Origin of the sequence: Rhizobium sp. GN54, assembly GCF_021026345.1 — a bacterium.
GTDB lineage: Bacteria > Pseudomonadota > Alphaproteobacteria > Rhizobiales > Rhizobiaceae > Mycoplana.
Genome location: NZ_JAJNCZ010000015.1, coordinates 15,862 through 42,460 on the forward strand (window position 1 = coordinate 15,862; position 26,599 = coordinate 42,460).

General features: G+C 61.7%; 35 protein-coding genes and 2 tRNA genes. 14 read left to right on the top strand and 23 right to left on the bottom strand.

Annotation, left to right across the window (positions count from 1 at the left end; all coding sequences use genetic code 11):
* Position 1 precedes the first annotated feature (1 nt).
* The 4 genes from LQK81_RS24520 to LQK81_RS24535 are packed head-to-tail and all read right to left on the bottom strand — an operon-like array spanning position 2 to position 1,420.
* A complete protein-coding gene (locus LQK81_RS24520) occupies positions 2 to 319 on the bottom strand; it encodes a phage head closure protein (RefSeq protein WP_230809043.1) in 318 nt (105 codons plus the stop codon).
* Positions 319 to 726: a DUF3168 domain-containing protein gene (locus LQK81_RS24525; RefSeq protein ID WP_230809044.1), complete on the bottom strand. Its 408-nt coding sequence runs from the start codon at positions 724 to 726 to the stop codon at positions 319 to 321. The genes LQK81_RS24520 and LQK81_RS24525 overlap by 1 nt, the downstream gene beginning before the upstream one ends.
* Positions 726 to 1,130 carry an HK97-gp10 family putative phage morphogenesis protein gene (locus LQK81_RS24530; RefSeq protein WP_230809045.1) on the bottom strand — a complete coding sequence of 135 codons (405 nt, stop codon included), beginning with the start codon at positions 1,128 to 1,130 and terminating at the stop codon, positions 726 to 728. The genes LQK81_RS24525 and LQK81_RS24530 overlap by 1 nt, the downstream gene beginning before the upstream one ends.
* Complete coding sequence (locus tag LQK81_RS24535) at positions 1,130 to 1,420, bottom strand: head-tail connector protein (RefSeq protein WP_230809046.1); 291 nt, start codon at positions 1,418 to 1,420, stop codon at positions 1,130 to 1,132. The genes LQK81_RS24530 and LQK81_RS24535 overlap by 1 nt, the downstream gene beginning before the upstream one ends.
* A gap of 158 nt (positions 1,421 to 1,578) precedes the next feature.
* Here LQK81_RS24535 and LQK81_RS24540 point away from each other — a divergent pair, with 158 nt between their 5' ends.
* A complete protein-coding gene (locus LQK81_RS24540) occupies positions 1,579 to 2,073 on the top strand; it encodes a hypothetical protein (RefSeq protein ID WP_230809047.1) in 495 nt (164 codons plus the stop codon).
* Between the two features lie 2 nt (positions 2,074 to 2,075).
* On the opposite strand, the gene LQK81_RS24545 is transcribed toward LQK81_RS24540, so the two are convergent.
* The 8 genes from LQK81_RS24545 to LQK81_RS24580 all read right to left on the bottom strand — a co-directional run bounded on the left by LQK81_RS24545 (position 2,076) and on the right by LQK81_RS24580 (position 7,189).
* Complete coding sequence (locus tag LQK81_RS24545; RefSeq protein WP_230809048.1) at positions 2,076 to 2,414, bottom strand: hypothetical protein; 339 nt, start codon at positions 2,412 to 2,414, stop codon at positions 2,076 to 2,078.
* Positions 2,411 to 2,752 carry an HNH endonuclease signature motif containing protein gene (locus tag LQK81_RS24550; protein ID WP_230809049.1) on the bottom strand — a complete coding sequence of 114 codons (342 nt, stop codon included), beginning with the start codon at positions 2,750 to 2,752 and terminating at the stop codon, positions 2,411 to 2,413. The genes LQK81_RS24545 and LQK81_RS24550 overlap by 4 nt, the downstream gene beginning before the upstream one ends.
* Positions 2,752 to 3,324, bottom strand: a complete 573-nt coding sequence (locus LQK81_RS24555) for a hypothetical protein (protein WP_230809050.1) — start codon at positions 3,322 to 3,324, stop codon at positions 2,752 to 2,754. Before LQK81_RS24555 ends, LQK81_RS24550 begins: the two co-directional genes overlap by 1 nt.
* 12 nt (positions 3,325 to 3,336) lie before the next feature.
* Positions 3,337 to 3,813, bottom strand: a complete 477-nt coding sequence (locus LQK81_RS24560; RefSeq protein ID WP_230809051.1) for a hypothetical protein — start codon at positions 3,811 to 3,813, stop codon at positions 3,337 to 3,339.
* A gap of 77 nt (positions 3,814 to 3,890) precedes the next feature.
* The gene (locus tag LQK81_RS24565) at positions 3,891 to 5,060 is read right to left on the bottom strand and encodes a phage major capsid protein (RefSeq protein ID WP_230809052.1); all 1,170 of its coding nucleotides are present in this window, start codon (positions 5,058 to 5,060) and stop codon (positions 3,891 to 3,893) included.
* A 3-nt stretch (positions 5,061 to 5,063) separates the two neighbouring features.
* A complete protein-coding gene (locus LQK81_RS24570; RefSeq protein WP_230809053.1) occupies positions 5,064 to 5,651 on the bottom strand; it encodes an HK97 family phage prohead protease in 588 nt (195 codons plus the stop codon).
* Positions 5,641 to 5,967 carry a gene transfer agent family protein gene (locus tag LQK81_RS24575; protein ID WP_230809054.1) on the bottom strand — a complete coding sequence of 109 codons (327 nt, stop codon included), beginning with the start codon at positions 5,965 to 5,967 and terminating at the stop codon, positions 5,641 to 5,643. Before LQK81_RS24575 ends, LQK81_RS24570 begins: the two co-directional genes overlap by 11 nt.
* Positions 5,960 to 7,189 carry a phage portal protein gene (locus LQK81_RS24580; protein WP_230809055.1) on the bottom strand — a complete coding sequence of 410 codons (1,230 nt, stop codon included), beginning with the start codon at positions 7,187 to 7,189 and terminating at the stop codon, positions 5,960 to 5,962. Before LQK81_RS24580 ends, LQK81_RS24575 begins: the two co-directional genes overlap by 8 nt.
* Before the next feature lie 118 nt (positions 7,190 to 7,307).
* Here LQK81_RS24580 and LQK81_RS24585 point away from each other — a divergent pair, with 118 nt between their 5' ends.
* The gene (locus tag LQK81_RS24585) at positions 7,308 to 8,138 is read left to right on the top strand and encodes a hypothetical protein (RefSeq protein WP_230809056.1); all 831 of its coding nucleotides are present in this window, start codon (positions 7,308 to 7,310) and stop codon (positions 8,136 to 8,138) included.
* A 16-nt stretch (positions 8,139 to 8,154) separates the two neighbouring features.
* Here LQK81_RS24585 and LQK81_RS24590 read toward each other — a convergent pair whose 3' ends face one another.
* The 3 genes from LQK81_RS24590 to LQK81_RS24600 all read right to left on the bottom strand — a co-directional run bounded on the left by LQK81_RS24590 (position 8,155) and on the right by LQK81_RS24600 (position 9,948).
* The gene (locus LQK81_RS24590) at positions 8,155 to 9,171 is read right to left on the bottom strand and encodes a hypothetical protein (protein ID WP_230809057.1); all 1,017 of its coding nucleotides are present in this window, start codon (positions 9,169 to 9,171) and stop codon (positions 8,155 to 8,157) included.
* 374 nt (positions 9,172 to 9,545) lie between these two features.
* Positions 9,546 to 9,622 (bottom strand) — tRNA-Arg (locus tag LQK81_RS24595).
* A gap of 20 nt (positions 9,623 to 9,642) precedes the next feature.
* Positions 9,643 to 9,948: an ETC complex I subunit gene (locus LQK81_RS24600; protein ID WP_112598966.1), complete on the bottom strand. Its 306-nt coding sequence runs from the start codon at positions 9,946 to 9,948 to the stop codon at positions 9,643 to 9,645.
* A gap of 341 nt (positions 9,949 to 10,289) precedes the next feature.
* Here LQK81_RS24600 and LQK81_RS24605 point away from each other — a divergent pair, with 341 nt between their 5' ends.
* The 3 genes from LQK81_RS24605 to LQK81_RS24615 all read left to right on the top strand — a co-directional run bounded on the left by LQK81_RS24605 (position 10,290) and on the right by LQK81_RS24615 (position 11,010).
* Positions 10,290 to 10,589: a hypothetical protein gene (locus tag LQK81_RS24605; protein ID WP_230809058.1), complete on the top strand. Its 300-nt coding sequence runs from the start codon at positions 10,290 to 10,292 to the stop codon at positions 10,587 to 10,589.
* 118 nt (positions 10,590 to 10,707) lie between these two features.
* Positions 10,708 to 10,784 (top strand) — tRNA-Pro (locus tag LQK81_RS24610).
* Positions 10,785 to 10,809: 25 nt separating this feature from the next.
* Positions 10,810 to 11,010 (top strand): hypothetical protein, encoded by a 201-nt coding sequence (locus LQK81_RS24615; protein WP_230809059.1) that lies wholly within the window; start codon positions 10,810 to 10,812, stop codon positions 11,008 to 11,010.
* A gap of 458 nt (positions 11,011 to 11,468) precedes the next feature.
* Here LQK81_RS24615 and LQK81_RS24620 read toward each other — a convergent pair whose 3' ends face one another.
* A complete protein-coding gene (locus tag LQK81_RS24620) occupies positions 11,469 to 11,891 on the bottom strand; it encodes a hypothetical protein (RefSeq protein ID WP_230809060.1) in 423 nt (140 codons plus the stop codon).
* Between the two features lie 101 nt (positions 11,892 to 11,992).
* Between LQK81_RS24620 and LQK81_RS24625 the strand changes: the two genes are divergently transcribed.
* Both LQK81_RS24625 and LQK81_RS24630 read left to right on the top strand, forming a co-directional pair.
* Positions 11,993 to 12,697: a hypothetical protein gene (locus tag LQK81_RS24625; protein WP_230809061.1), complete on the top strand. Its 705-nt coding sequence runs from the start codon at positions 11,993 to 11,995 to the stop codon at positions 12,695 to 12,697.
* Positions 12,698 to 12,741: 44 nt separating this feature from the next.
* Positions 12,742 to 13,389 (top strand): hypothetical protein, encoded by a 648-nt coding sequence (locus LQK81_RS24630; protein ID WP_230809062.1) that lies wholly within the window; start codon positions 12,742 to 12,744, stop codon positions 13,387 to 13,389.
* 176 nt (positions 13,390 to 13,565) lie between these two features.
* On the opposite strand, the gene LQK81_RS24635 is transcribed toward LQK81_RS24630, so the two are convergent.
* Positions 13,566 to 13,874, bottom strand: coding sequence for a ribbon-helix-helix domain-containing protein (locus LQK81_RS24635; protein ID WP_230809063.1), 309 nt, complete (start codon positions 13,872 to 13,874; stop codon positions 13,566 to 13,568).
* A gap of 214 nt (positions 13,875 to 14,088) precedes the next feature.
* Between LQK81_RS24635 and LQK81_RS24640 the strand changes: the two genes are divergently transcribed.
* The 3 genes from LQK81_RS24640 (at position 14,089) to LQK81_RS24650 (ending at position 16,751) form a co-directional block, all read left to right on the top strand.
* Positions 14,089 to 14,484: a VOC family protein gene (locus tag LQK81_RS24640; RefSeq protein WP_230809064.1), complete on the top strand. Its 396-nt coding sequence runs from the start codon at positions 14,089 to 14,091 to the stop codon at positions 14,482 to 14,484.
* Between the two features lie 55 nt (positions 14,485 to 14,539).
* Positions 14,540 to 15,082, top strand: coding sequence for a twin-arginine translocation signal domain-containing protein (locus LQK81_RS24645; protein WP_230809065.1), 543 nt, complete (start codon positions 14,540 to 14,542; stop codon positions 15,080 to 15,082).
* A gap of 97 nt (positions 15,083 to 15,179) precedes the next feature.
* A complete protein-coding gene (locus LQK81_RS24650; protein ID WP_230809066.1) occupies positions 15,180 to 16,751 on the top strand; it encodes a GMC family oxidoreductase in 1,572 nt (523 codons plus the stop codon).
* A gap of 202 nt (positions 16,752 to 16,953) precedes the next feature.
* Here the strand turns inward: LQK81_RS24650 and LQK81_RS24655 are convergent, their stop codons facing one another.
* From LQK81_RS24655 to LQK81_RS24670, 4 genes are all read right to left on the bottom strand, one after another.
* A complete protein-coding gene (locus tag LQK81_RS24655; protein WP_230809067.1) occupies positions 16,954 to 17,730 on the bottom strand; it encodes an amino acid ABC transporter ATP-binding protein in 777 nt (258 codons plus the stop codon).
* 12 nt (positions 17,731 to 17,742) lie between these two features.
* Positions 17,743 to 18,903 (bottom strand): amino acid ABC transporter permease, encoded by a 1,161-nt coding sequence (locus LQK81_RS24660; protein ID WP_230809068.1) that lies wholly within the window; start codon positions 18,901 to 18,903, stop codon positions 17,743 to 17,745.
* Positions 18,904 to 18,906: 3 nt separating this feature from the next.
* On the bottom strand, positions 18,907 to 20,085 hold the full coding sequence (locus LQK81_RS24665) for an amino acid ABC transporter permease (RefSeq protein ID WP_412178843.1): 1,179 nt from the start codon (positions 20,083 to 20,085) through the stop codon (positions 18,907 to 18,909).
* A 112-nt stretch (positions 20,086 to 20,197) separates the two neighbouring features.
* Entirely contained in the window at positions 20,198 to 21,223 is a 1,026-nt protein-coding gene (locus tag LQK81_RS24670) for an amino acid ABC transporter substrate-binding protein (protein ID WP_230809070.1), read from the bottom strand.
* Positions 21,224 to 21,590: 367 nt separating this feature from the next.
* Here LQK81_RS24670 and LQK81_RS24675 point away from each other — a divergent pair, with 367 nt between their 5' ends.
* Positions 21,591 to 22,781 (top strand): cystathionine beta-lyase, encoded by a 1,191-nt coding sequence (locus tag LQK81_RS24675; RefSeq protein ID WP_230809071.1) that lies wholly within the window; start codon positions 21,591 to 21,593, stop codon positions 22,779 to 22,781.
* A gap of 79 nt (positions 22,782 to 22,860) precedes the next feature.
* Here LQK81_RS24675 and LQK81_RS24680 read toward each other — a convergent pair whose 3' ends face one another.
* Together LQK81_RS24680 and LQK81_RS24685 are read right to left on the bottom strand one after the other, a co-directional pair.
* A complete protein-coding gene (locus LQK81_RS24680; RefSeq protein ID WP_230809072.1) occupies positions 22,861 to 24,033 on the bottom strand; it encodes an FAD-dependent monooxygenase in 1,173 nt (390 codons plus the stop codon).
* A 26-nt stretch (positions 24,034 to 24,059) separates the two neighbouring features.
* A complete protein-coding gene (locus LQK81_RS24685; RefSeq protein WP_097138376.1) occupies positions 24,060 to 24,305 on the bottom strand; it encodes a zinc-finger domain-containing protein in 246 nt (81 codons plus the stop codon).
* A 186-nt stretch (positions 24,306 to 24,491) separates the two neighbouring features.
* Here LQK81_RS24685 and LQK81_RS24690 point away from each other — a divergent pair, with 186 nt between their 5' ends.
* From LQK81_RS24690 to LQK81_RS24700, 3 genes are all read left to right on the top strand, one after another.
* Complete coding sequence (locus LQK81_RS24690; protein ID WP_230809073.1) at positions 24,492 to 25,277, top strand: alpha/beta fold hydrolase; 786 nt, start codon at positions 24,492 to 24,494, stop codon at positions 25,275 to 25,277.
* An 80-nt stretch (positions 25,278 to 25,357) separates the two neighbouring features.
* A complete protein-coding gene (gene cysE / locus LQK81_RS24695; RefSeq protein ID WP_230809074.1) occupies positions 25,358 to 26,191 on the top strand; it encodes a serine O-acetyltransferase in 834 nt (277 codons plus the stop codon).
* A gap of 94 nt (positions 26,192 to 26,285) precedes the next feature.
* Positions 26,286 to 26,489, top strand: a complete 204-nt coding sequence (locus LQK81_RS24700; RefSeq protein WP_097138383.1) for a DUF3126 family protein — start codon at positions 26,286 to 26,288, stop codon at positions 26,487 to 26,489.
* Positions 26,490 to 26,599: the final 110 nt, after the last annotated feature.

Here is a 26,599-nt window from a genome sequence, read left to right on the forward strand (position 1 = left end):
GTCAATTCCCCGATGCGGTGCAGCGCAGTTCGATCCCTTCGCGCCGTCCAAGGGGTTTGATCTCCACCAAATTGTAGGGGTTTCCGGCGTGACTGATCCGGTCTGCCAGGGTGATCCCGTCGCGGTGGCGGATGCGGAACACGACGACAGAGCGGAAGTCGGCACCGTAGCCTTCGATGAACTCCGCCGTGCTCGACTGGAGGCGCTGAGCCCGCACGGTGGCGATGGTTGCCCAGCCCTCCGTCGGTGTGCCGTAGTCGTCCACTATGGTGGTCGGGCGCTCGATGATAATCGTCTGATCCAGCTTGCCGGCGCGCATCAGGCCACCTCATTGACGGTTGCGGAAAGGGTGATGACGGCATGCGAGAGGGTGCCGCCGGGGTCGCGCATGAAGCGACTGGAGACGACATGAAGGTCGGCCACGTGGAGGCCGGCAATGTTCCAAACGCTGTCCGCCAGGGCGTCCCTGATAGCTCCTGCTATCTGTTTCGACGTCGCAAGGCCGGCTTCCTTGGCCCAGATATGGAGGTCGAAGAATGCCTCATGACGACGGCGGGAGATATCGCCGCCGGGAGTGGTCTGGCCTTCCCCGATAAGGATGGAGGGGAACGTGGCCGGGGTGCCGTTGCGATCGACGATCGACGCGGCCGGGACAAGCGAAGTCACGGTGGACGCTGCCACGAGGCGGGACCGGATCGCTTTCTGTAGCTCAAGGGAGGGTTCCATTATTTGGCCTCCTTCACGGCTTTGCGGACGGCCCGCTTAATGGCGTTGGCGATCTTCTTTTTCTTGAGGCGGTAGGCAGGCCAGAAGAACGGTTGCGCCGCTGCCTCCGCAGTGCCGTATTCCACGAGATGGGGGTATCTCACGTCATCGTTGCCCACGGTCACGAGCACTTCGGTCTCGCCTGCGGTGCGGCTGCCACCGGGCTGGGAGTATGGCGGTGTCGTCTCCCCCGGCAGGGTGACATGGATGCTGTCCCGAAGGTCGCCGGTATCCACCGGAGCGAGGAGCCGCATCGTCACCGCAAGGTCGGTGCCGGCCTTCGCCAGGGCGGGCGTGACGGCCTGTCGCACTCCTTTCGGGATGGCTTCCATACGACGGCGGAGGCGATCGGTCTGAGCGCTCATCAGAAGATCCACTCCCGGTGCGGTGCCAGGAGGTCGAAAAAGCCCAGCGCCGCGTCCACGATGGTGACACCCACGAGCGTGGCTTCCCGGTTCTCGTAGAGGTGCCCGACAAGCTGGAGGATGGCTTCGGGGATCGCCGCCGGCATCGGATCGAACTCGCTGAGCGGCTTGCCCAGGTAGCTGGCGACGTGGTTCTCGGCCGCGGCGATCTTCGCCTCGATTAGCGCATCGTCCGTGTCGTCGGTGATGCTCAGATGCGCTTTCGCGGCGGCAAGGTCGATCACGCTCATTCGGAAATCTCCTTCTGGTGCAAATGGTGCGCGATGCTGCCCACGCCGGTCCCACGGGAAGGTGCAAAGACTGGGGACACCCCCCGGTCATGCTTGCAATGGGAAATTGCATCACGGTAGCGTGCGATCGGGGAAGCGATGGTTAGGAGAGAGACCCAATGGACATGACGCAAATTCAGAGCGCGATAGCTCTCGTCAGTACTGCCATCGGCATGACCAATCAGGCCGCCTCGACTGCCGACCTCATCAAGAAACTGTTCTCTTCGAGGGAGGGGCCTGATGACGGTGAAGCGTCCAAGCTTCTCAATGCCCTTGCAACCGACCTGACCACGGCGAACGTTATGAACATGCAGCTCAGTGAAGCGCTGAAGACGTTGAGCCGCGAACTGCAACGGCAGGATGAGTTCGAACGAGAAAAATCTCGGTATGAGATGTTCGCGACCTCCACTGGGGACATTGTCTTCGCCCTCAAAGCGGAATTGGCGAACGGACAACCAACTCACTTTATCTGCCCGGTTTGCATGAATAGGGACAAGTTGATTACATACGTGACCGGGGACGGGGCTTTCAAACGATGCCAGACGGACAGTAACCATATGTATCACTTCCGAAAAAGCCCACGGCCTGAAGTCAAGCGCGGTTCCGGTTGGTAGGATCATCGGCGTGCCTCCCGCAAAGGGCGGAACTCGATTGATATCCTGCGGATGACACGGCGATTGCGGGCACGGAGAGCGCGCTCGACATTGGACACGACAGGCTCGGTCAGTGCGCGTTCGATGGGCCATCCTTGACGGAGCCGTTCCTTAAGGGGATCGATGGGAATGCCTGTCAGTTTTGACCATTCGGATATGTTCAACTGTTGGCCCCGAAAGCTGATCCGGGTGTTGGAGGCGTAGAGGATGATCGAGTGAGCCTTCGGTGCACCTTCGAAGCCCAGATAGCTGCGGAGGTCGAGGCCAAGCCTCAGCGCTTCTTTGAACGATACAGCGGTCATCGGCGCTTCTCCTCCGATTGCTTAGTCGAGTTGTGGTGATGGGCGCAGAGGCCTTGCCAGTTGGAGCGGCTCCAAAAGAGTTTCGTATCGCCTTTGTGCGGGGTCTTATGATCCACAACGGTGGCCGGCTGTCCGCACTTCACGCAAAGAGGATGCTGGGCGAGGTAGGCAGCACGCGCTTGTTTCCATTTGCTATCGTATCCGCGGGCGCTGGCATTCGGACGCTGCTGATCAAAACGGGCCTTGCGGGCCCGATCTGCTGCTATGCTGTGCTGGCATTTGCTGCCGGTGGTGAGGATGCAGCCGCATATGCGAATGCTGGGCGCGCGATAGGGCATTATGCCTCCTCCACCACGGTGCCGATGCCATTGAAGATGGATCGGACTTTGCTGTCCCAGGGCTGTTTCTCCGCCTTCTTCTCGGGCTGATCGGGGGAGCCGTAGATGGCGCGAAGCATTTCCATCCGCCCTTCCATGGCCCGGACGATCTGCAAGGGCGTGGCGTCGAGGGTGTCATCAGGCGTCCAGCCCAGCCATCCGGTGCCCTTGCGGTAGAGGTCGAGAAGGAAGAAGGAGAAGGGGACGGACTTGGCCGGCCTGTCCGGTGTGCTGGCCTTGCTGGGCGCGTCTGCCGGGTCGACAGCAGCGCATTGCATGACGAAGCGCATCAGGGCGGTTTTCAGCTCATCGGGATCGACACTGAGGATCTGTGCCGGCAGCATTTCATAATCGCCGACATGGAGCACGAGGATGTCTTTGGCGGCCGTGAGGCTTCCGTCCATGATGTCGCGGGCCAGCAGTTGGAGGCCACCTTCACGGCGTTCCAGACGCATAGCATGACGTAGCGAGGGCACAAGGATCTCTTGTTCGCCGCCGATCGATAGTACGATGTCATCCGCGACCATGGACATGGGGCGTCTCGCTTACGTGGCAGACGCCAGGACTTCGATGATCGGCCCGGAAATGGCGAGTTCGAAGGTCGTGGTGACGAGGTCGTCGGCCCCGCCGAACTGATTGCGGGCGCTGGCAACGATTGCCCGGAAATAGAACACGCTGTTCTTCGGAGAGGCGCCGGCCGCGGGCTTGTCGTTCAGCTCGACCTTGAAGTTGTAGGCGAAGCTCGTCTTCTCCGCAGCGATCAGTGCGGCATAGCCCGGATCGGCGCTGTCACGGCCGACGACGAGGGTCATGCTGCCGTTATCGCGGCTCCCCTTGAGCTTGCGGACGTAGGCCTGATCGACGAATTTCCCGGTGTTGATTTCGGCCGTGGAGCCGGCTTCGCCCAGGTCTTGGATGTTGGCGACGTCGACGAAAGCGTCTTCCGCGAACTCCGCGGCGGTCGTGGCGGCAAGGGTCGTGCCGATGCCGAATTTCGAGTTAGCTGCTGTCGTGATACCCATCGGGGTGATCCTTTTCGGTGATTGCTCGGAAGGTCAGAAGGCGGGGCTTTTGATGGCCCCACCGATTGCTGCCTGAGTTACGAAGCTGCGACCTTGATCAGCTTGAAGGCTTCGGCCTTGACGACGCCACCGCCAACGCGACGGCGAAGGTGGAACCGGGTCTGGCCCTTCGTGGCAAGGCTGTACGGGTCGCGGAGGAGCGCCAGCGATACGCGGTCCACGATGCGATAGCCCTGCGAGAAGTCGCCCAGGACGATCGGGGTCGAGGCGGCGGCAACGTCGGGCATGTCGGGAAGCTCAGCCACCGGCCGGCCCAAGATCGTGTCAGGCTGGCCAGCGACAAGGCCGGGCTGCCACAGGAAGTTTCCTTGGCTGTCCTTGAGCTTGCGGACGGTGGCCAGGGTCGTGGAGTTCATGCCCCACGTCGCATTGGCCCGGTAGGCGGCCGGCAGGGCGTAGAAGGCATCGATCATCTTGTCGGCCGGAGCGCTTCCCAGCGTCGAAGCGTGGCCGGTGATGACGGTGCCGATCGTGGTTTCGGCAAGAATGCCCTTCGGCTTGCCGACGCCATCGCCGGAAACGAAGGCGGCACCTTCCAGGCGCCCGAATTCTTCCGCGGCGTCGAAGGACAGCTCGGAGGAGATATTGAGGGCGGCATCCTCCAAGAGCTGATTGCTGACGTCGATGAAGCAGGCCGCTTCATAGGGGGTGAGCTTGATATCGCCATAGGTGGGCTGGGTGCCGGTACGGTCGGCAGTCTCGCCTACCCAGACGGCCGACATGGTGCCGGTGCGCTTCGGGAGGGTCACGTCAGCGCCGGCAATCGACATGACGCGGGCATAGGCACGGACCGGGCTGAACTGCACGACGTTGCGGAGGAGTTCCGCGACGAAGGTTTCCGGCACAAGGAAGCCGCCGGCGGTGTCGGTGGCCGCGGTCATGGCGCGGGTTTCGTCTGCCGTCATCCCACGTTCGCCACGGCGAAGGTAGACGCCAAATGCGCGCTGCTCTTCGTTCGGCTCATTCTTGTTTTCGGTCTGGGTGCCAGGGCGCGAAAGCCTCGTCTCCAACTGGGCGAGACGTTCGGTCAGCCCGCGAACTTCCGTCTGGTGGGCGGTGTGGCGCTGTTCGGCCGCGCGCTCCAGTTCGGCAACGGCTGCCGTTGCAGCTGCCAACGGGTCGGTGTTCTCGTTGCGGGTCTCAATCGGCAAGGCCGAACGGACTTCGATGGTTTCATGTTTCGTCATTGATCACTTCCTTTCAAGAGCGCGTTGGGCCTTCCGGCATGCGTGAATGAAGGCCGCTGCGCTCTCGCGGCCTGTTTCGGAAAATCGGACTTTGGTGATCCCGGAGCCGGGCACGGCCGGGAATGCGACGATCGAAATCTCGTGGAGGCGGGCTTCGATGATCCGGCGGACGCCATTGGCGCGGCGCTCATCTTTCACGGTGGAGAAGCCAACGCTGAGACCGGAGATGTCGCCAGCCTGGAGCAGCGAACGGACTTCCAGAGCCTTCGCCACGGCGAGATTGAGCTTGCCCTTCGCGGTCATGCCATCGGTGCGGATCTGGAAGGCGCTCCACGAGCCAATGACGGCCGAAGGATCGTGGCTCCAGAGCATCGGGATCGTGCGACCTTCCAGCCCGCGGAAGGCTTCCGCCGCAAACTCGGTGCGGTAGGTGTCGATCACTCCGAAGCGGACGGCAGTGCCCTCGATTTCTCCCGTGTCGGTCGGTGTCGTGAAGCGAGCCTCGAAATCGGCAGCATCGCCAGAAACGAAACCGTTGCGTTTTTCGGGGGCGTCCCCGCGTGCAATTATTTGCACCAAATCATTCCGCATCGGTGGTGGCCTTTCCGAAGTAGACGGTTTCGAGGATCGCGACAGCGAGGGGGTAGGTCGTCATCACCGGAGCGTTTGCGGCGTAGGCGGCGATGAGCGCCGCCGCGGCTTCCGGGGCCTCCCCGCCGCCGATCAGTGCGAGGCGGATCGTCTCAAGAACTTCGACGTGCCGGAACTCTCCGCGGATCAAATCACGGGAAAGGCCGCCGATGCCGCGGCCGGTCTTGCGCTCCAGTTCGGCAATCATCTCCGCCGGCAGCGCGAACGCGCGATCAGCGTCTCCAAAAAAGGCGGTGTGCTTCGGGGCGTCACTCATTGGTGGCGCCTCCTGCCTTGCCAGAAGTTGTGAAAGGGTTTGCGAGCGTGTCGCCACCTGGGAGCGGCTGCAGGTTTTCACGCCTGCGGAGTTCGTTGGCGGTGTAAACGCCGGCACTGCGGAACTGCGAGTAAGCCGTGGCGCGCGCCGCGGTGTCGGACGCTGTCAGGGCATCGGTTTCGAACTCGATGAACAGTTCCGCACGCTCATCCGCGCTCAGCAGCTTGAGGGCGAATTCACCTTCGATGCGGGAAAGCCACGGCTCAAGGCTGTACTGCAGGAACTGCCGGCCCATCTCGGAGCTGTTGCTCCACGTGGCGCGGCCGAAGTCCTGGATCAGCACGGGGGAGACGCGGAAGGCGCGGGCGATCTCCTCCACGGCAAATTTGCGGAGTTCGAGGAATTGGGTGTCGACCGAATTCAGTGTGAGGCTTTGGAAGTCGCCGCCTTCTTCGAGCACGGCAGTCCCGCCGCTGTTTTCGCCAGCGTGCGCCGCTTGCCAAGAGGCTTTGATCCGGCTGGCGGTGTCGCTGCCAAGCTTGTTCGGGAACTTCAACAGGCCAGAGGGACGTGCTCCACGGCCGAACAGCTTCGCGGCATGGCGTTCCATCACGAGTGCCAGGGCGATGGCCTCGCGAGCCTCCTGCACCGGGGAGACGCCACTTACGCCATCGGAGGCAATGCCGGCGCGAAGGTGAATGATATCGGTGAACGGGAAATAGCGGACGCCGTTCTTGAGTGTGACACGGTAGACGGGTTCGCCGTTGACGCTATCGGCTTCCACCTGAACGGCGGTGGGCACGAGGCGGTGAAGCTCACGAGCCTTGCCCGTGCCGTCACGGACGATCTGGCAGAAACCGTTGCCTGCCAGCAGGGCATCGCGCACGAGCTGTTCGCGGAGTTGCTGGCTGGTCGTCCAAGGGTTGACGGTGCCCGCCAGCAGCCCCGCCACGGGATGGGTCGTATCGCGCTCACGGGCGCCGTTCTCGCCCCGGCGGAACAGATGAAGCGGCAACTGCCCCGAAGCCTCTGAGAGGGCCGCCACGGCGGCGCGAACGGCGGTGCACTTGGTGGCGTTGGTCGAGGTGACGGCGATCCCGGCCTGGGCGGGTGTGGCGCCGAACAAATCCACAAGCCAGCTTTCAGGGTCGGCAAGCGAACGCTGTTCGTCCGCCTGGGCGGTTGCTGTCTCTGTCTGTCGGTCCCGGCGGAAAGGCCACATTGCCACGATCTCTGTTGCTCGTGACACAGAACAATAATCACAAAATTTCTAAGTGCAGCAAGTCTTTGCGCGCACGCGTAGGAGTGGCTACAATCCTATACCGGACTGAGGAGGTACTATGTCGACCGTTTGGACAATAAATTTTGATCAAATCGTTGAGGTTTTGGACAGTGGAATACGCCGGGCGGACATATTCATGGGCATTGGCCTAAATGCCGCGGCAAATAATCCCCCTATTTCACATGTCCTTTCTCAAGCAGGGCCTGGGATAAAACTCGTAAAAGACGAACTTTCTGAGGAAGAGAAGGTCCATGTATCCCACGAGTTTGCCAAGTGGATACGCGCAAACGGATTTCGAGAACTTACGGAGACTTTTTCGATCTTTTTGCTCCGAATTTATGATGTGATCTATCACGTACACCTGATCTATGGCGATGGAACAAAGATCATGCCCGTCGCCCGTTTCGAGCGGCTTGGAATAGCTGATCAAATCGATCAGCTGCAGAAATTCATTCCAATCCCCGGTGAGCGCATCGAGATACTGAAATCGCTAAACCAAGCGCGAAACTGTTACGCACACCGAAGAGGAGTGGTGGGAGCAAACGACATTGAAGAAGCATCTGGTTCGTTTGACCTGAAATGGCTGCGATTAACATACGAATTGGAAGAGCCTGATGGGACGGTCCTTCCTGAAGCGGAGATGTTCGGTCGCCTTCTGCCAAAGGGTGGCACCGTCCGGATGCGGATTGAAATCGACCGGCAGATTTTTTCTGCCGGTGAAGAGCTGGTTGTGGGCAAAGATGAGCTAAAGCATATCTGTCTCTGCGTTCATATCATTGGGCAGGGAATTGCGGCGGAAACCACGAAGTTTGCGTTGGCTTTGGGGGCCAAGGCAATTGCACCGACGGACAAGCCGCCACCCAAAGCCATCTCTCACAATGACCCATAGTAAATGTACTCAGGCGTCAAATCTTGCTGACGAGGTCGGCCGCGTCGGCTGCTGACTTTCGTAGCGTCGCGACATATTCCGGGTCGATCACCGCGAGGTATTCCTGTTGCGACGGGCTTAGATTTTCAAAGATGATGTGGTGGCGGCGGCTATTCCAGTGCTGACGGAATTTTCGCTCGTACCTTTCGGGCAGAAGGTCCCTGAATGCCTCATCCGATGCGACCATTTCCTCGTAGGATGGCATTAGCGGCTCTTCGCCGTAGGTCTCTCGCCAGTACCGGCAATGGCTCGCCTCGCGTTGGAAGTGGATCTCTCGCGCTGTCAGCGTCCCGGCAACGGGTACTGTTCGTGCAAATATTTGCAGCGTCGGGGTTGAGGATTTGGGGGCAACAGTCGAAACGGTAGCCGGGACAGCCTGGACACGATGACCTTCTATGATCTCGTCATCAGTCCAGCCTCGTTCATACCGTTTGCGGATCGTGCTCGGGGAAACACCCTGTAGCTTGGCGAGGCGTGAAGCTGTGTAAGTATCTTTCGTGCGGGAGTAGTGGAAAACGAGCGTATCGCTCTTGTTGCTATTCTGCGTCCGTTTGTCGGCCCAGCGGACTTTGCCGGGACCATACTCGGGGTCAACGTTGTTGATCCGGTCGAGAGTGGCCTGCTTCGCGGGCATCGGTCCAACATGACGGAGGAAGCCGACAAAATCCCGAAACTCGGGATGGATGACGGCTCCGCTGGTTTTCTGTCGGGATAGCATATTGCGATGCGTGTTCGCCTCGCCCTTGTACCGGGCGCGCAGCTCCATTCGGGAAAGCATATTACAGTCTGCAAGGTGAGTGCTACCGCAGCTCGTCGGGGCCATTTTCTCAGCAACGCGACACGACATTTCCGGGTTGCTCATGAGCGTGACATCGGTTGCCGCCGAGGCAGCACCGGAGCCTAGAGTTTCAGGTGATTTGGGTGATTTTCTCAGCGTCTTCTCATGTCGCGACTGTTGAGAAATTTTGTTCGACATCGCTGCCTGGGTGATCATACGCGCCAACCTCATCATTTCGCTTGTGGAGCAAATGAGCGGCGGCTAAACTCGAAACATTCCAATCCTGTTTCGGGCGGTTGCCACCGCTCGGTTCGGTCGGCCCTCGCAGTTTGCCGCTGCGGGGGCTTTTCCATGTCATGGGATCAGGAAGGCGGTAGCCAGTCGAGCGCAATCACGCTCGGCAGGCCAGAGTGGAGCACGTCATAGACCGGGCGAGGGGAGAATGTGCCCGGAACCTGTCCGGGATATTCCGGGACTTTTCCGGGACTTTGAGGAGCTATTCCGGGATTTCGATGCCCTTTCGTTCCTCTGCTGGCCAGAAATGGAATAGCGGAGAAGAGGGGAAATCCCTTATATTTCAGGTAGTTAGGTGGCGACCCCTGCAGGATTTGAACCTGCGACCTACTGCTTAGAAGGCAGTTGCTCTATCCAGCTGAGCTAAGGGGCCGTCCGGGCCGAAGACAGCCGTCAGTGCGTCCAGGGCTGCATGCGGTTGAAACGGAAGTTGTCCGGGTAGGCGACCTTCTTGCGGGTCGGGTCGTGCGGTTCGACGACGCGGTATTCGATGCCATTGCGTTCGGCATAGGCGACGGCGAGTTCGCGCGTCTCGAACGTCAGCTTGACCTGCTGGCGCATGTCGCCGGAACTCGTATAGCCCATGATCGGATCGATCGTGCGGGCGCGCTCCTGATCGAATTCGAGGATCCAGCGATGCGTTTTCGCCTGGCCGGACTGCATGGCGGTCTTGGCGGGACGGTAGATCTTCGCGGACATGGGTTCTTCTGGCTCCGATAGGTTCTGTCTTCCGCCGCACCGGCGACTGCACATCCATAGCGCAGAATCGGTCGACGGCAAATGCACGCGCGCCGATCGTGCCCGGCCACACGCGCAGCTTTCGCTGCGGTGCATAGCATCAGGCGGGGGGCAATTCAACGGCGGCCTGAACGGCGGATGTTTCGGCCTGGCTACCCTTGCCAGCCGGAAAATGGTTTCCATTTCATTGGGGTGGCAAGAGTGGCCCCGGTGGCAACCGCGCCGCGCGATGCGCAGGATCGCGGCGCGGCCTTGGCTGGCCAATGCTGCGGCGTGGGCGCAGCTGGAACGGAGTGGATCTGATGACGTGTCCAGACAGAAGGGCGAAGGGTGTCGCGGCTCTCATCTGCATCGGTGCGCTCTGCATTGCCGGCTGCACGGCGAGCGCAGGCGGCGGGAACTATCCGGATCCCATCCCCGGGAGCATCACCTATGGCGGCCAGCCCCGCACCAAGCTGACCAAGTCGCCGGTCGGCAGCTGGTTCCACCACCGCTTCACCGACCAGTTCGGCCGGACGGTGCAGGAGACTTACGTCATCCAGCCGGACAGGTCCCTGCTGCTGACGAACCGGGTCATCCTGGAAGACTTCTTCGACGACTGAGCCGACAAGGTCGAACCTGCGCGGGGAGGCCTTGGCGTCGAAGGCGCGGGCGCCTGGAGCCCCATTTTTGCAGTTGCGGCCACGGCGGGATGCGTGTATCTCCGCCAGCACGGATCGGCGGAGTGTAGCGCAGCCTGGTAGCGCATCTGGTTTGGGACCAGAGGGTCGGGAGTTCGAATCTCTCCACTCCGACCACCGTATGCCGTTGAAATCAAAAAAGATGTTGATTTTCCAAGGGCTTTTTCCAATCATCTGTTACAAAGTTCGTTACAAAACAGGTGATTTTGCAGTGGCCGGCAAGGTCAAGAATCTTCTCAATCGCGATGGGCGCTACTTCTCTCGGCTTGTGATTCCGAAGGAGCTTTGCCTTTTCCTCGACAACAAAACAGAGCTTCGCGAACCGTTGGAAGCCCGCCGATGAATATCGGCGGGCTTTAGCGTGACGTATCATTAGATGGCGAATCGATATTAACCTGTGCTTGCAAAGGTTGCGGCAGCAATGAGGGCATAGGGTGTCTAAAAGTCTTTCAAATCTGCTTGTCGTCGCCGGCGGCGTTGGGGTAGTCGGCTCCGCGCTCTGGTGGGGCGCATTCTACTCGCAGGTCAACCAGTTCATGGGAACTCGCGTCCCGTTGCCCTTGGATTGCCTCTATACAATCGGAGGCCCTTGCGGGGTGCTATCGGGTGTAGCCAATGCATTTGGTGCAACCGCGTATGACCCTCGGTTGTTTTGGGGATCTGTTGCCGCCTTTGTAATCGGTGCCATTCTTCGCATTATCCCCGATGGCACTGAAGGCGCTCGCGATGACCTAAGACCGCCGCAGCGCAGAGACCCGTCCCTATAGCCGTCGAAGCCGGCCGGATAAGGTCGGCGGGCCGCTACAATGTCGTAAATCGATGCCATGCTTCCCTAAACTGCGGCCGATCATATGCAGACGGTTGAAGCCAGATCGAGGCCTTTCCCATCCGGCTCTTTGCCGGATCGCTATGAACACAAAGCTCCTTGACTTCCTGCAGCGTCATGATGAAGCAGACCGGAGCGTCAGTTTTGGCCTTGATCGTGATGATCCACCAATCCGACCGCAATTTGGTGAGGTCAGTGCCAAGCCCGACCGGATCGCGCTTCGTCAGCCCCTTGCTTTGAACTCCAAAGAAGATTGTTTCGTTGTCGTTGGCGCAGAACAGATCGCTGCCTTTGGCATTTCTGGAAGTCAGCATGACGTTCCAGCCTCTGCGGGACAATTGCCACGCTGCGTAGTGCGAGGCGGCGTTGCCCGTTACTTGTGATGATTTGACGTCCATACACTCCACCTAACCCAATATACGCGCAAACCCTAGTTGTGGCCGGATTGTCCCGCAAGTATCATGCGCATTCACCAACGGCTAAATTGAATCGACGGACAATGAAGAACAGCCTTTCTTATCGAGAATTCAAGGACGAGTTGCTATTGCATTTCGCGATTCACGTTAAAGCAGCGACCGATGTGCAAGCGGATCCAGAAAGTGCAGCGGCACTGATTCATGAGCGGTTTCAAAGAAGTTGGATTGCATCCGCTACTAAGGAACTGGCTGACGCGGGTTATATTAAAGGGATTACTGATCTCAGCGGGACCGGAAGCTATGCGTTGACGGGGTATGGACTTGAGCGTGCCGAGGGAATTGCGCACAACGTGGGCGCAGACTTGCACGAAATGATCGCCGATTCAGATCCTTACGCGCTCGTTGACGATGGCGGAAGCGCTATGACTGATGATCGGGGTAATCATCTTGTCTTTTCTTCGTCCACACCTGACGGGGTAGATGCCGCCAATATCATAAAGATTGACCCACTGTCGCAAGCGTTTCGAGAACTTGACGAAGAAATGGCCTCGGTAGTCCGCGAGTTGAGAGGAAACAATCAACTGGCTGCCGATGGTGGAGCAGAGACAAGTCAGCGTCTCGCTGAACTGGAAGCAGGAAGAACCTTGATATCGGCTGAGCAGGCTGACAAGACGCTGGTTCGTCGTGTTCTTTTACCTGCACTGCAGTGGCTATTGAAAAAGGTGGCCGACGAGTCAGCAAAGGCCGGAATTCAGAAGATAATCGAAATTATTTCGGCATACTTCTGACAAAGCCAATATTTTAGTGAGATCGTGACTAGGGGGAGGGCGGGATGCGCATAGGTTTGTTTATTTGCGTTCTTGCGGCGACAGTGCAGCCCGCGCTTGCGACCGAGGTGGACGAAATTGCCCTGATGATGACCAAGCTTGTTGGCACGCAGAGTGTGGCGTTCCGCCCGCAATCTCAAAATGGACAGTTGATAGGTTGCACGCTGGAATTTGACGCACTTGTGCGTGACTGGAAATATAGAAATGGTGGCTTCTTAAAGTTAGCTGGTTCATTTGGAATATTGGCACCCGGTGGGGCCAATGTTGGGGCGATGCAGAAGCTAACGGTAAGCCATCTTGATTATTCTGGACTTGAGCTTCAAGTTAACCCTTCCAGCCCATCGCGGCTATTCATGCGAGATCGGGAATTTCGATCTAACATTGCGTCACTTGTGAACGCGACCGAAAGCGATGCCCCTGGCTCTTTCTTTGCCGTTTACAACCTTTCGCCCACGATGGAAATTATCCTAGCTGGAATTGAACGTGGCGAGATTGTTATAGGCTTCAATCAAATGAACGGCGAAAGCGACATCGAATTAGACCTACAACTTGATGTCGCGTCGATGGACAATGATGGAAATCGAACAAAGTCTACAGACGCCCGGAGAGGCTTCATGGCATGCCTGATGACGCTGTCCGAACGCCTCAAGTAGCAGCGAGCTTTGCGTTTGGTGACATCAATTTTGCGGACATTACAACGTTACAAAAACCGAATATTATCATTGAAAATCAATAACATATTCGATTTCAAATCTCTCCACTCCGACCACCGTCTTCCCGACAATGTCCCCATTAACCTGCCCGCGCCGCTCGCTCCGAACGCCCGGCGCTACTCGGCGGCGACCATGCGGAAGGCGCGGTCGGCGGCGTCCTTGGAGCCCCCGGCCATCAGGTAGATCAGACAGCTCGTCCGCAGCAGCGAGGCGAAGTTCGAGACCGAGCCGTTGATGAGCAGGGCCTCGTCGTAGAGCGTGGACAGGAAGCGGGACGTCGACAGGCCCTGGCTTGCGGCGATCTCGTCGATGAGGTCCCAGAAGGCCGCCTCGATCTGGATGCTGGTGGAATGGCCACCGATGCGCACGGAGCGGTTGACGGGGCGATAGCGCTGCGGGTCCTGGCCCGCAAAGACCTCACACATGGTGTCTCCTCCAGTCTTGTTCTTATGGCAGCGATTATGCGTTGGCCGCCGGGTTTGGTCAAATCGTCCAACCCATGGCGAACAGGCGCAAAATCCTTCGAATTTTACTCCAGATGAGAGAAATCTGGCATGCGGTAACCGGCTGCTACCCGTCGCCGCCTTTCCCGGCGCAATCTTCCTTTCAGACAAGACTGCAAGCATCGGGAAGGGCAGCGTGGCCAAATCGATACATTCCATGATCCGGGTCCTGGACGAGGGGCGCTCGGTGGATTTCTACCGCAAGGCATTCGGCCTGGATGTGGCCGAGAGGCTCGATTTCGAAACCTTCACGCTCCTCTACCTGAGCAATGCTGAGAGCGAATTCGAGCTGGAGCTGACGATCAACAAGGGCCGGACTGAGGCCTATCAGCTCGGCGACGGCTATGGCCATCTGGCCGTCTCCGTCGAAGACCTCGACGGAGAGCACGCGCGGATGGGCAACCTCGGGCTTGCCCCCGGCAAGATCGTCGAATTCAACCGGGACGGCGGCCTGCTCGCCCGCTTCTTCTTCATCACCGATCCGGACGGCTACAAGATCGAGGTGCTGCAGCGCCACGGCCGGTTCAAATAGACAGCCTGGCGGCCGGAGGAGGGCTGCCGGGCAGACTGCAATGGGAGGAACGAACATGACCACGATCTACGAGCGTCGCCGCAGCCCGGCCTCCGGCCTGTCCCGGCGCGAGCTTCTCAAGCGCGGCACGGTGGGTGCCGCGCTCGTTATCACCGGCAGTGCGGTGATCAGCCCGGATCGCGCCTGGGGCGTGGAGACGACGGCGCTGAAGCCGGACACGATGGCGACCCTGATCAAGCTCGCCCGCGACATCTACCCGCACGATACGATCCCCGACCGCTTCTATGCGATCGCCGTGAAGGGCCACGACACGAAGGCGGGCCAGGATCCGGCGCACAAGGAACTGATCGAGGTGGGCATTGCCGATCTCGACGCGCGGGCAGGGGCGGGCGGCTACCGCGGCCTCGGCTGGGAGGACGACCGTGTCGCCATCCTGCGCGAAATCGAGACCACGCCGTTCTTCCAGGCGGTGCGCGGCGATCTCGTCGTCTCCTTCTACAACCAGAAGGATCTGTGGCCGCACTTCGGCTACGAGGGCGAATCCTTCTCGAAGGGTGGATACATCAACCGCGGCTTCGACGACATCGAGTGGCTGTAGGGCCGGGCGGCAGCCGGCGCCGGAGGAGGGCGCCCGCCGGACACGGAACGTGTCCCCGCCAGAATGGACAGGGTCGGAACAGACCGGGAGGAAGAACATGGCAGCTCCATACAGACTCGACGACGACAGCGTCGTCGTCATCATCGGCTCGGGTGCCGGCGGCGGCACGCTCGGCAACGAGCTGGCGCAGAAGGGCATCGACGTCGTCATCCTCGAGGCCGGCGCGCGCATCGAGCACGAGGACTTCATCAACGACGAGTGGGACAGCTTCGCCCAGCTCGCCTGGCTCGATCACCGCACGACCGGTGGCGGCTGGCGCGTCGGCAAGGATTTCCCGAACCTGCCGGCCTGGATCGTCAAGGCCGTGGGCGGCACGACGACGCACTGGGCCGGCGCCTCGCTGCGCATCCAGGAGCACGAGTTCAAGGCGCTGACCAACTACGGCAAGGTCGAGGGCGCCAATCTTCTGGACTGGCCGATCACGCTTGCCGACCTCGAGCCCTATTATGCGAAGGCCGAGGACAAGATGGGCGTGACCCGGACAAACGGCATCGAGGGCCTTCCGGGCAACAACAACTTCAAGATCCTCAAGGCCGGCGCCGACAAGCTCGGCTACAAGGAATGTCACACCGGCCGGATGGCCATCAATTCCGCCGACCGCGACGACCGGATGAGCTGTCAGCAGACGGGCTTCTGCTTCCAGGGCTGCAAGTGGGGCGCCAAGTGGTCGACGCTCTACACCGAGATCCCGAAGGGCGAGGCCACAGGCAGGCTCGAGGTCCGGCCGAACGCGCACGTGGTCAAGATCGAGCACGATGCGGACGGCAAGGTGACGAACGTCGTCTATGCCGACAAGGACGGCAAGCTGCAGAGCCAGAAGGCGCGGATCGTCTGCGTCGCGTGCAATTCGATCGAAAGCCCGAGGCTGCTGCTGAACTCCGAATCGGCCAGGTTTCCGGACGGGCTCGCCAACTCGTCCGGCCAGGTCGGCAAGAACTACATGCGCCACACCACCGGGTCGGTCTATGCGGTGTTCGAGAAGCCGGTGCACTTCTACCGCGGTACGACGATGGCCGGCATCATCCAGGACGAGGCCGGGCACGATCCGTCGCGCGGCTTCGTCGGCGGCTACGAGATGGAGACGCTGGCGCTCGGCGTGCCCTTCATGGCGGCGTTCCTGGATCCCGGCGGCTGGGGCCGCTCCTTCGCCTCGGCCATGGACGGCTATGCCAACACCGCGGGCCTGTGGATCGTCGGCGAGGACATGCCGCAGGAGCAGAACGCGGTGAAGCTGCATGCGACACTGAAGGACCAGCACGGCATGCGGATCCCCGACGTCTGGTTCACCGACCATCCGAACGACATCGCCATGCGCAACCATGCCTACAAACAGGGCCAGGCGCTCTACGAGGCGGTCGGCGCGATCCGGAGCTTCCCGACGCCACCCTATCCCTCGACCCACAATCTCGGCACGAACCGCATGAGCGAGAAGGCGCAGGACGGTGTCGTCAACAAATGGGGCCAGACCCACGACATCAAGAACCTGTTCGTCTCCGACGGCAGCCAGTTCACCACCGGGGCGGCGGAAAACCCGACGCTGACGATCGTATCCCTGGCGATCCGCCAGGCGGACTATATCGCCGAGCAGATGAACGCCGGTTCCATCTGACGGCTGCGCCAACCTCCCCCGGCCGCCCGTGCGCGGCCGGTGATCGCGCGCGGTGATCCGCGCCCCCTCCGGTCGGCCCTGCCGGCCGTCTTCTTTTGAAGGGGAGCAGCGTTGTCGTTCAGCCGGGTGGCCGGCGGTGTCTGAACGCGAAACGGGCGGACCTTGCGGCCCGCCCGTTTGAGTTACTTCTATCGCACTGTGCTCAGTGCAGGATCTGGCTGAGGAACAGCCGGGTGCGCTCATGCTGCGGATTGTCAAAGAAGCTCTGCGGGTCGTTCTGCTCGACGATCTGGCCCTGATCCATGAAGATCACGCGGTTGGCGACCTGGCGGGCGAAGCCCATCTCGTGGGTGACACAGAGCATGGTCATGCCCTCCTCGGCGAGCGAGACCATGGTGTCCAGCACTTCCTTGACCATTTCCGGGTCGAGTGCCGAGGTCGGCTCATCGAACAGCATGATCTTCGGCTTCATGCACAGCGAGCGGGCGATCGCCACGCGCTGCTGCTGGCCGCCGGAGAGCTGGCCCGGATACTTGTGCGCCTGCTCGGGGATCTTGACCCGCTCGAGATAGTGCATGGCGACCTGCTCGGCATCCTTCTTCGGCATCTTGCGCACCCAGATCGGCGCCAGCGTGCAGTTCTCGAGGATCGTCAGGTGGGGGAAGAGGTTGAAGTGCTGGAACACCATGCCGACCTCGCGGCGCACCTCGTCGATCTTCTTCAGGTCGTTCGTCAGTTCGATGCCGTCGACGACGATCTGGCCCTTCTGGTGTTCTTCCAGCCGGTTGATGCAGCGAATCATCGTGGACTTGCCGGAGCCGGAGGGGCCGGCGATGACGATGCGCTCGCCGCGCATCACCTTGAGATTGATGTCGCGCAGGACGTGGAAGTCGCCGTACCACTTGTTCATGTTGACGATCTCGATGGCGACGTCCGTCGCCGATACCGTCATCTTCTTGGCCTGGGCCTGGTTTGCCATGGTTTGTTGTCCTTATCTCTTGTGGCCCGTGTCGAGCCTGCGCTCCACGAACATTGAATAGCGCGACATGCCGAAGCAGAAGATCCAGAAGACGAATCCTGCGAAGATCAGGCCCGTGAGCGGCGTCACCGGGGAGGCCCAGGAGACGTCGGCGAAGTTCTGACGGATGATGCCGAGCAGGTCGAACATGCCGATGATCGACACCAGCGAGGTGTCCTTGAACATGCCGATGAAGGTGTTGACGATGCCCGGGATGACGATCTTGATCGCCTGCGGCAGCACGATGAGCCCGGTCTTCTGCCAGTAGCTGAAGCCGAGCGAATCGGCACCCTCGTACTGGCCCTTGGGGATCGCCTGCAGGCCGCCGCGGATCACCTCGGCCATATAGGCCGATGCGAAGATCGAAAAGCCGATCAACGCCCGCAGGAACCGGTCGACGGTGACCCCCTGCGGCATGAACAGCGGCAGCATGACGCTCGCCATGAACAGCACGGTGATCAGCGGCACGCCGCGGACGATCTCGATGAAGGTGACGCACAGCGTCTTGATCACCGGCATGGGGGAGCGCCGTCCGAGCGCCAGCAGGATGCCGAGCGGGAACGACACGGCCATGCCGACGAAGGACAGGATCAGCGTCACCATCAACCCGCCCCACAGCGAGGTCTCGACGTGCCGGAGGCCGAAGACGCCGCCGACGAGGAGGAAGAACGAGACGATCGGCAGAACCGCAAACAGCAGGATCGCGTTCCAGCCCTTGTAGGGCACCTTCGGGATCAGGAGCGGCACCAGCAGCGCCACGAACGAGATGCCGACGAGCGTCGGGCGCCAGCGTTCGTCGATCGGGTAGCGCCCGAAGATGAACTGGTCGAAGCGCGAGCCGATGAAGGCCCAGCAGGCGCCGCTCCAGCCTTCCGGCTGGCTGCCGCCGCTCTGGACGACGGTGGCACAGAAGGTGCGGTCGGTGCCCGTCCACTGGGCGTCGAAGAACAGCCAGTTCAGCATCTGGGGCACATACCAGGCCAGAAGCAGCAGCGCGATCACGGTCAGGATCGTGTCCTTGGTCGTCGCGAACAGGTTGGTTTTCAGCCAGTGGGCCACGCCGGTGACGCCGGGCGGTGGCGGTTCTGCGGCGATCATCTGGGTGCGGACGTAAGACGTTTGTGTGCTAGCCATGTCCTATCGCTCCACCAGGGCCATTCTCGAATTGAACCAGTTCATGAAGAGCGATGTCAGCAGGCTGATGCTGAGATAGACCACCATCCAGATCGCCACGATCTCGATCGGGTGGCCGCTCTGGTTCAGGATCGTGCCGCCGACGGAGACGAGGTCGGCGTAGCCGATCGCGATTGCCAGCGTCGAGTTCTTCGTCAGGTTGAGATACTGGCTCGTCAGCGGCGGGATGATGATGCGCATCGCCTGCGGGACGACGACGAACCGGGTCGTATATCCCTGCCTGAGCCCGAGCGCCTCGGCCGCCTCCGATTGGCCCCTCGGCACGGCACGAATGCCGCCGCGGACGATCTCGGCGATGAAGGAGGCGGTGTAGAATGACAGCGCCAGGTAGAGCGAGATGAACTCGGGTCCGACGACGGAACCGCCCGTCAGGTTGAAGGTGCCGGCGACTGGATAGTCGAACGACAGCGGCGCGCCCATGATGACATAGGCGATCACCGGGAAGGCCACGATCATCGCAATGGACGGCCACAGAATCGGGACGCCGCGGCCGGTCGCCATGCGCCTGTTCAGCGAATAGCGCCGCAGAACCAGCGACAGGACGATGGCGGCGAGAAGGGCTGCGAGCACGAGCCAGAAGCCTTCGGCGAAGACCGGCTTGGGAAAGGCAAAGCCGCGGTTGTTCAGGTAGCTTCCGAAGGGCAGGGCGATGGATTCGCGCACGCCCGGCAGGACGGCGAGGACGCCGCTGTACCAGAAGAAGATGACGAGCAACGGCGGGATGTTGCGGAAGATCTCGACATAGGCGGTGGAGAGCTTGGCGATCAGCCAGTTTTTCGAGAGCCGCCCGATGCCGATGATGAAGCCCAGGACCGTGGCCGTGATGATGCCGGTGAACGCCACGAGCAGCGTGTTGAGGAAGCCGACATAGAGCGCGCGGGCATAGGTCGAATCGCTGGAAAAGGCGATGAGTGACTGCCCGAGATCGAAGCCTGCGCGGCCGGACAGGAAGCCGAAGCCTGAGGCGATGTTGGCGCGCCGGAGGTTCTCCAGCGTGTTGGTCCAGATGAAATAGATCAGGGCGATGAAGACGAGCGCCGTCACGACCTGATAGATGATGCCGCGGATTTTCGGATCGTTGAGGAGGGAACTGGGCGGTCGTTCCGTCCTGCCTGATGCCATCGATGCGGGTGCTGCCATTGTCGTCCCCTTGATCGCCCTTGTTCGAGCGCTTCTTGTTCTAGGGATGAAGGGCGGGATCGATCCCGCCCTTCGCATGCGTGTCGCCGGCCGCTTAGCGGATCGGCGGGGCGTACTGGATGCCGCCCTTGGTCCACAGGGCGTTCAGGCCGCGCTCGATCTTGAGCGGGCTGCCGGCACCGATGTTGCGGTCGAAGACTTCGCCGTAGTTGCCGACGGCCTTGATGACGTTGACCGCCCATTCGTTGTCGAGGCCGAGATCGGCGCCGATGGTGCTGTCGGCTTCGGCGCCGAGGAAGCGCTTGATGTCCGGGTTCGGCGAGTTCTTCATCTCTTCGACATTGGCCTGGGTGACGCCGAATTCCTCGGCGTTGATCAGCGCATAGTGAACCCAGCTGACGATGTCGAACCACTTGTCGTCGCCCTGGCGAACGGCCGGTGCGAGCGGCTCCTTGGAGATGATTTCCGGCAGGACCATGTGGTCGTCCGGAGCCGCCAGCGTCAGGCGGATCGCATAGAGGCCGGACTGGTCGGTGGTGTAGACGTCGCAGCGGCCGGCGTCGTAGGCGGCGTTGACTTCCTCGATCTTCTCGAAGACGACCGGGTTGTACTGCAGGTTGTTGGCCTTGAAGTAGTCGGCGAGGTTGAGCTCGGTGGTGGTGCCGGTCTGCACGCAGACGGCGGCGCCGGAGAGCTCGAGCGCCGACTTCACGTTCAGGCTCTTGCGGACCATGAAGCCCTGGCCGTCATAGTAGTTGACCGGGCGGAAGTTGAAGCCGAGCGCGGTGTCGCGATTGATCGTCCAGGTGGTATTGCGGGCCAGAACGTCGACTTCGCCCGACTGCAGCGCCGGGAAGCGTTCCTTGGCGGTGGTCGGCGTGTACTTGACCTTGGTCGCGTCGCCGAAGACCGCAGCGGCGATCGCCTTGCAATAATCGACGTCGAAACCGGCATAGTTGCCCTGGGCGTCGGGAGCGGCGAACCCGGCAAGGCTGCTGTTGACGCCGCACTGTACGAAACCCTTCGCCTTCACGTCGGACAGCGTGTCCGCCTGGGCAGCCTGGGCGCCCATCCCCAAAACGGCAGCGCCGAGGAGTGCCGTAACGATCTTCTTAGCCATGTCCAAATACCCTTGTTCTATTTGTCTTTATTCGTCCGGCTGGTGCTGCCAAGGTGCGGGAGCGTCGCCGGCACTCGTCGCCCTCCCGGCGCGAGTTGATCTATCTCATGCTCAAAACGACGCACGGTCAAGAGTGGCGGCCTGTTTTCCAAGCAAGCTGGTGAATCTCACTGGCAATGACAAAAAAATAAGCAAATTCAGCTGGAAAAGGGCAGGTTGAGCTCAAAAAAAACGCGTCCGGAGCCGCTTCGAAATGCCCGATCCGTCACTTGCGCGTGATGGGTACTTCAGCAAAATTGGCTTGACCACGCAAATCAGGCTCTGGAAAGTGCCCGTTCTCATCAGGCAACACTGCGGATTCCTATTGATGACCGACAAGAATGACGTGCTGGCCGGCGCCGGCCCGAACACCCGACTGGCCCATATCGGCAACGACCCCACCGAATTCCACGGCTTCGTCAATCCACCGGTCGTCCACGCCTCCACCGTGCTTTTCCCCAATGCGGCGACGATGGAGCACCGGGCGCAGAAATACAGCTACGGCACCCGCGGCACGCCGACGACGGACGCTCTGTGCGCTGCGATCGATGAACTGGAGGGCTCGGCCGGCACCATCCTCGTGCCCTCCGGGCTCGCCGCCGTCAGCGTCCCGTTCCTGGCGTTCCTGTCGGCCGGCGACCACGCCCTCGTCGTCGATTCGGTCTACAGCCCCACCCGGCACTTCTGCGACACGATGCTGGCCCGGTTGGGCGTGACGGTCGAATATTACGATCCTTCCGTCGGGGCCGGGATCGCGTCGCTGATGAAGCCGAACACGAAACTCGTGCATCTCGAGGCGCCCGGCTCGAATACTTTCGAGATGCAGGACGTCCGCGCCACCGCCGATGCCGCGCACAAGGGCGGTGCGGTCGTCACCATGGACAACACCTGGGCGACGCCGCTCTATTTCCGTCCGCTCGACCATGGCGTCGACGTCTCGATCCATGCGGCCACGAAATATCCGTCCGGCCATTCCGACATCCTGATGGGCACCGTCTCGGCCAATGCCGCCCACTGGCGGCAGCTATGGGAGGGCAATTTCGCGCTCGGCATCTGCGGTTCGCCCGACGATTCCTACCAGATCCTGCGGGGACTGAGGACCATGGGCGTGCGGCTGGAGCGACACCAGGAGAGCGCCATGCGGCTTGCGGAGTGGCTGGAGGGGCGGGACGGAGTCGTCTCCGTCCTCCATCCCGGCCTGCCGAGCTTTCCGGGCCACGAACTTTGGAAGCGCGACTTCAAGGGCGCGAGCGGCATCTTCTCGATCGTGCTCGACGGCGGCGATCCCGGCCGGTTCAAGGCCAAGGCGCATGCCTTCCTCGATGCCTTGAAGATCTTCGGTCTCGGCTACTCCTGGGGCGGCTTCGAGAGCCTTGCCGTCCACGTCAACCTGAGCGACCGCCGCATCTGCAAGGCGCCCGAAAACGGCCCCGTGGTCCGGCTCCAGATCGGCCTCGAAGACATGGCCGATCTCCGCGCCGACATCGAGCGCGGACTGGCGGCAGCGCGGGCGGTCTAGACAAGGCTGCCCGGCGGCGAACATCGACACGGCCAGGACGGCCCGCAGCGCGATGCGATCGCCTGCGGGCTGATTGCTTTCAGATGTGCGACCGGTAGCCGTAGAGCCAGTCGAGATCGGCGGCCAGGCGCTCGGGGCCTCGCAGGCCTAGCACGACATCGCGGACCAGTGCCACCGGGCCGCGCGCGTGGTAGGCGAAGCGGTTGAAGTCGGCCCGCGCGCGGACGCGGCGGACGCGCTGGCGGCGGCGTGTCTCGAAATCGGAAAGGGCGGTCCGAATATCCGGAGCGTCGGCAACGGCCTGTGCGAGTTCGGCCGCGTCCTCGATCGCCATCGCCGCACCCTGCGCCGCGAAAGGCGTTGTCGCATGCGCCGCATCGCCGATCAGCACGAGATCGTTGCCGTCGAACCAGCGCCCGTCGCCGCATTCGTAGAGCGGCCAGGCGAGGGGCTTTTCGGCAAGGCCCAGGAGAGCCGCAATGTCCTTGTTCCAGCCGGAGAAGGCGTCGAGCCGGAAGGCTGCGCCGGCCTCGCCGGCCTGCGTCTCCCAGCCGCGGCTGATGAAGGCCGGGCCCTTGTGGATCGCGACGACATTGAAGGCGTTCGCCTCGGTGAGCGGGTAGGCGACGAGATGCGCCGAGGGTCCGACGAATGCGGTGACCGCGCGCGGATCGAGAAAGCGCGGCGCTTTCGCAAACGGAATCATGAAGCGCCAGGCGATGTTGCCGCTGAAGCGGGCATTGGCAGCGCCGGGAACGCCCGCCCGCATGGTCGACCAGACGCCGTCGGCGGCGATCGTCAGGTCCGGACGGACGCCGATCAAGTCCGCGATCTCGGCGGCGCGGTCGTATCCTTCCATGCGCACGCCGAGCGTCATGCCGACAAGCGGGTTGTCGCGGGCGGCGTCGAACAGGACCTTTTGCAGCGTGGCACGGTGAAGGACGCCGTAGGGGTCGTGCCAGCGCCGCCGGGCGTCGGCGCCGGCCGGAACCTGGGCGAGCTGCTTGAGGCTGCGGCCGGAGGCGAGCACGATCCGCTCGGGCTCGGTCCAGCGCCTTTCGAGGGCGGGAAGGAGGCCGAGCGCGGAGAGGACACGGGTCGCGTTCGGCGACAGTTGCAGGCCGGCGCCGACCTCTTCGAGCCGGTCGGCCTGTTCGATCAGGTGGCTGGAGATGCCCTTTCGGGCCAGGCAGAGTGCCGCAGTCAGGCCGGCAATGCCGGCGCCGACGATCGCAACCGTTCGCACGGTCATCCGCGCGACCCCTCATGCGACATCGATCAGGCGGCCTGGTTTGCGAAGGTGCAGCCGACCGGGTTCGTCTGGGTCGCCTTCAGTGAGGGATTGTAGCGGTAGAGCGTGGAGCAGTAGCCGCAGACCTTTTCATTGTCGTCGCCCATGTCGATGAAGATGTGGGGATGATCGAACGGGACGGAGGCGCCGACGCACATGAACTCCTTCACGCCGATCTCGATCACCGCGTGTCCGCCGTCGTTCTGGAAGTGGGGAATGCTGTGGCCAGCCATGGGATGCTCCGGAAGGTCTGTCTGAATTTCGGCGGACCATATAGCCGTTGGGCGGAAATGTGTAGCGGCAAACGTCAAGTCGCAGGGGAGAAAAAAGACGCCCCGCAGCGTTCCATCATGCGGCAAAGCGTCCTATGAGCGGAGGGCCCGCAGGATGCGGCAGGCGCACATGAAAGAGGCATGGACATGAATCTCGATCCCCCGACCTTTTCCCGTTTCCGCCATGACGGCCTCGAACTCGCCTTCTTCGACGAGGGCGATCCGTCCGGCGCGCCGGTCCTGCTGATCCACGGGTTCGCCTCCACCGCCAACGTCAACTGGGTCTATCCGGGGTGGCTGAAGACGCTGGGCGATGCCGGATACCGGGTGATCGGAATCGACAACCGGGGCCACGGGGCGAGTGACAAGCCGCATGATCCGGCACTCTACCATCCGCCTTCGATGGCCGGTGATGCGGCAGCACTGCTCGATCATCTCGGCATTCCCGAAGCGCATGTCATGGGATATTCGATGGGCGCGCGCATCACTGCCTTCCTGGCGATTGGCCACCCACACCGCGTCCGCTCGGTCGTCTTTGGCGGGCTCGGCATCGGCATGGTGGACGGGGTCGGGGACTGGGACCCGATCGCCGAGGCGCTGCTCGCGCCGGCGCTCGAGGACGTCAGCCACGACCGCGGCCGGATGTTCCGCAGCTTCGCCGACCAGACGAAATCTGACCGGCGGGCGCTGGCGGCCTGCATCATGACCTCGCGCGATCTCCTGTCGCCGGGAGACATCGGCCGGATCGACGTACCCGCCCTCGTTGCCGTCGGCACCAAGGACGATATCGCCGGCTCGGCGGAGGAGCTGGCCGCGCTGATGCCGCACGCGCGCGCGATCGACATTCCCGGGCGCGATCATATGCTGGCGGTCGGCGATCGCGAATTCAAGAAGGCCGTTCTGGCGTTTTATGCCGAAATCGACGGCCGATAGCGCGTCCGTGTCCGGCGGGGCATTCCGCCCGGTGGCCGTTTGCTCTATATATCGATGAAGACGCAAGAAGGAGTAGGGCGATGGTCGCCAGCAACGAGAAGCGCGCCGACGAGAAGCTGATGGCGATGGACCCGATCTGGGACAGCCTGCAGCAGGAGGCGCGCGTGGCTGCACAGGAGGACCCGCTCCTGGCGGCGTTTCTCTACTCGACGGTGATCAACCAGCCCTCGCTCGAGGCCAGCGTGATCCATCGCGTCTGCGAGCGGCTCGACCATCCCGATCTTCAGGCCAATCTGCTGCGCCAGACCTTCGAGGAGATGCAGGCAGCCTGGCCGGAATGGGGCGCGATCCTGCGCGTCGACATCCAGGCCGTCTATGACCGCGACCCGGCCTGCACGCGCTTCATCGAGCCGGTCCTTTATTTCAAGGGCTTCCACGCGATCCAGACCCACCGTCTGGCCCACTGGCTGTATCTCAATGGACGGCGGGACTTCGCGCTCTACCTGCAGAGCCGCTCCTCCGGCGTGTTCCAGACGGATATCAACCCGGCGGCCCGCATCGGCAAGGGCATCTTCCTCGACCATGCCACCGGTCTGGTGGTGGGCGAGACGGCGGTGATCGGCGACAACGTCTCGATCCTGCACAACGTCACCCTCGGCGGCACCGGCAAGGAGGGCGGCGACCGCCATCCGAAGATCGACAACGGCGTGCTCATCGGCGCCGGTGCGAAAATCCTCGGCAACATCCACATCGGCCACTGCTCGCGCATCGCCGCAGGCTCGGTCGTCCTGAAGGACATGCCGGCGAAATCGACGGTCGCCGGCGTGCCGGCCAAGGTCGTGGGCGAGGCCGGCTGCTCGGAACCGTCGCGCGCCATGGACCAGATCCTGCATGGCGCAGGCTTCGACATCTGAACGCAAAACGCTGGAGACCGGGCTCTTTTCGGGTTTACAGCACTCCGCGCAGGTGCGAGAAGCGGCGCGAACGAACCGATACGGAGATGCAATCGTGAAGCCCGAAGAGATCAGGAAGCTTGAAGCCTACTTCAAGCGGAACTTCAACAAGGACATGGTCATCAAGGCACGCCCGAAGAAGGACGAGTCGGCGGAGGTCTATCTGGCCGACGAATTCCTGGGCGTCGTCTTCCGCGACGAGGAGGACGGCGAACTGTCCTACAACTTCTCGATGGCGATCCTCGACATCGATCTCTGATCCGGCCGCCTCAAGGCCTTCCAATCGAACCCGGCGCCAAAAAAGCGACCGGGTTTTTTGTGTCCCGTCAGGTGCTCGCGGCAAGCATTTGCAATTGCTGACTAATATTG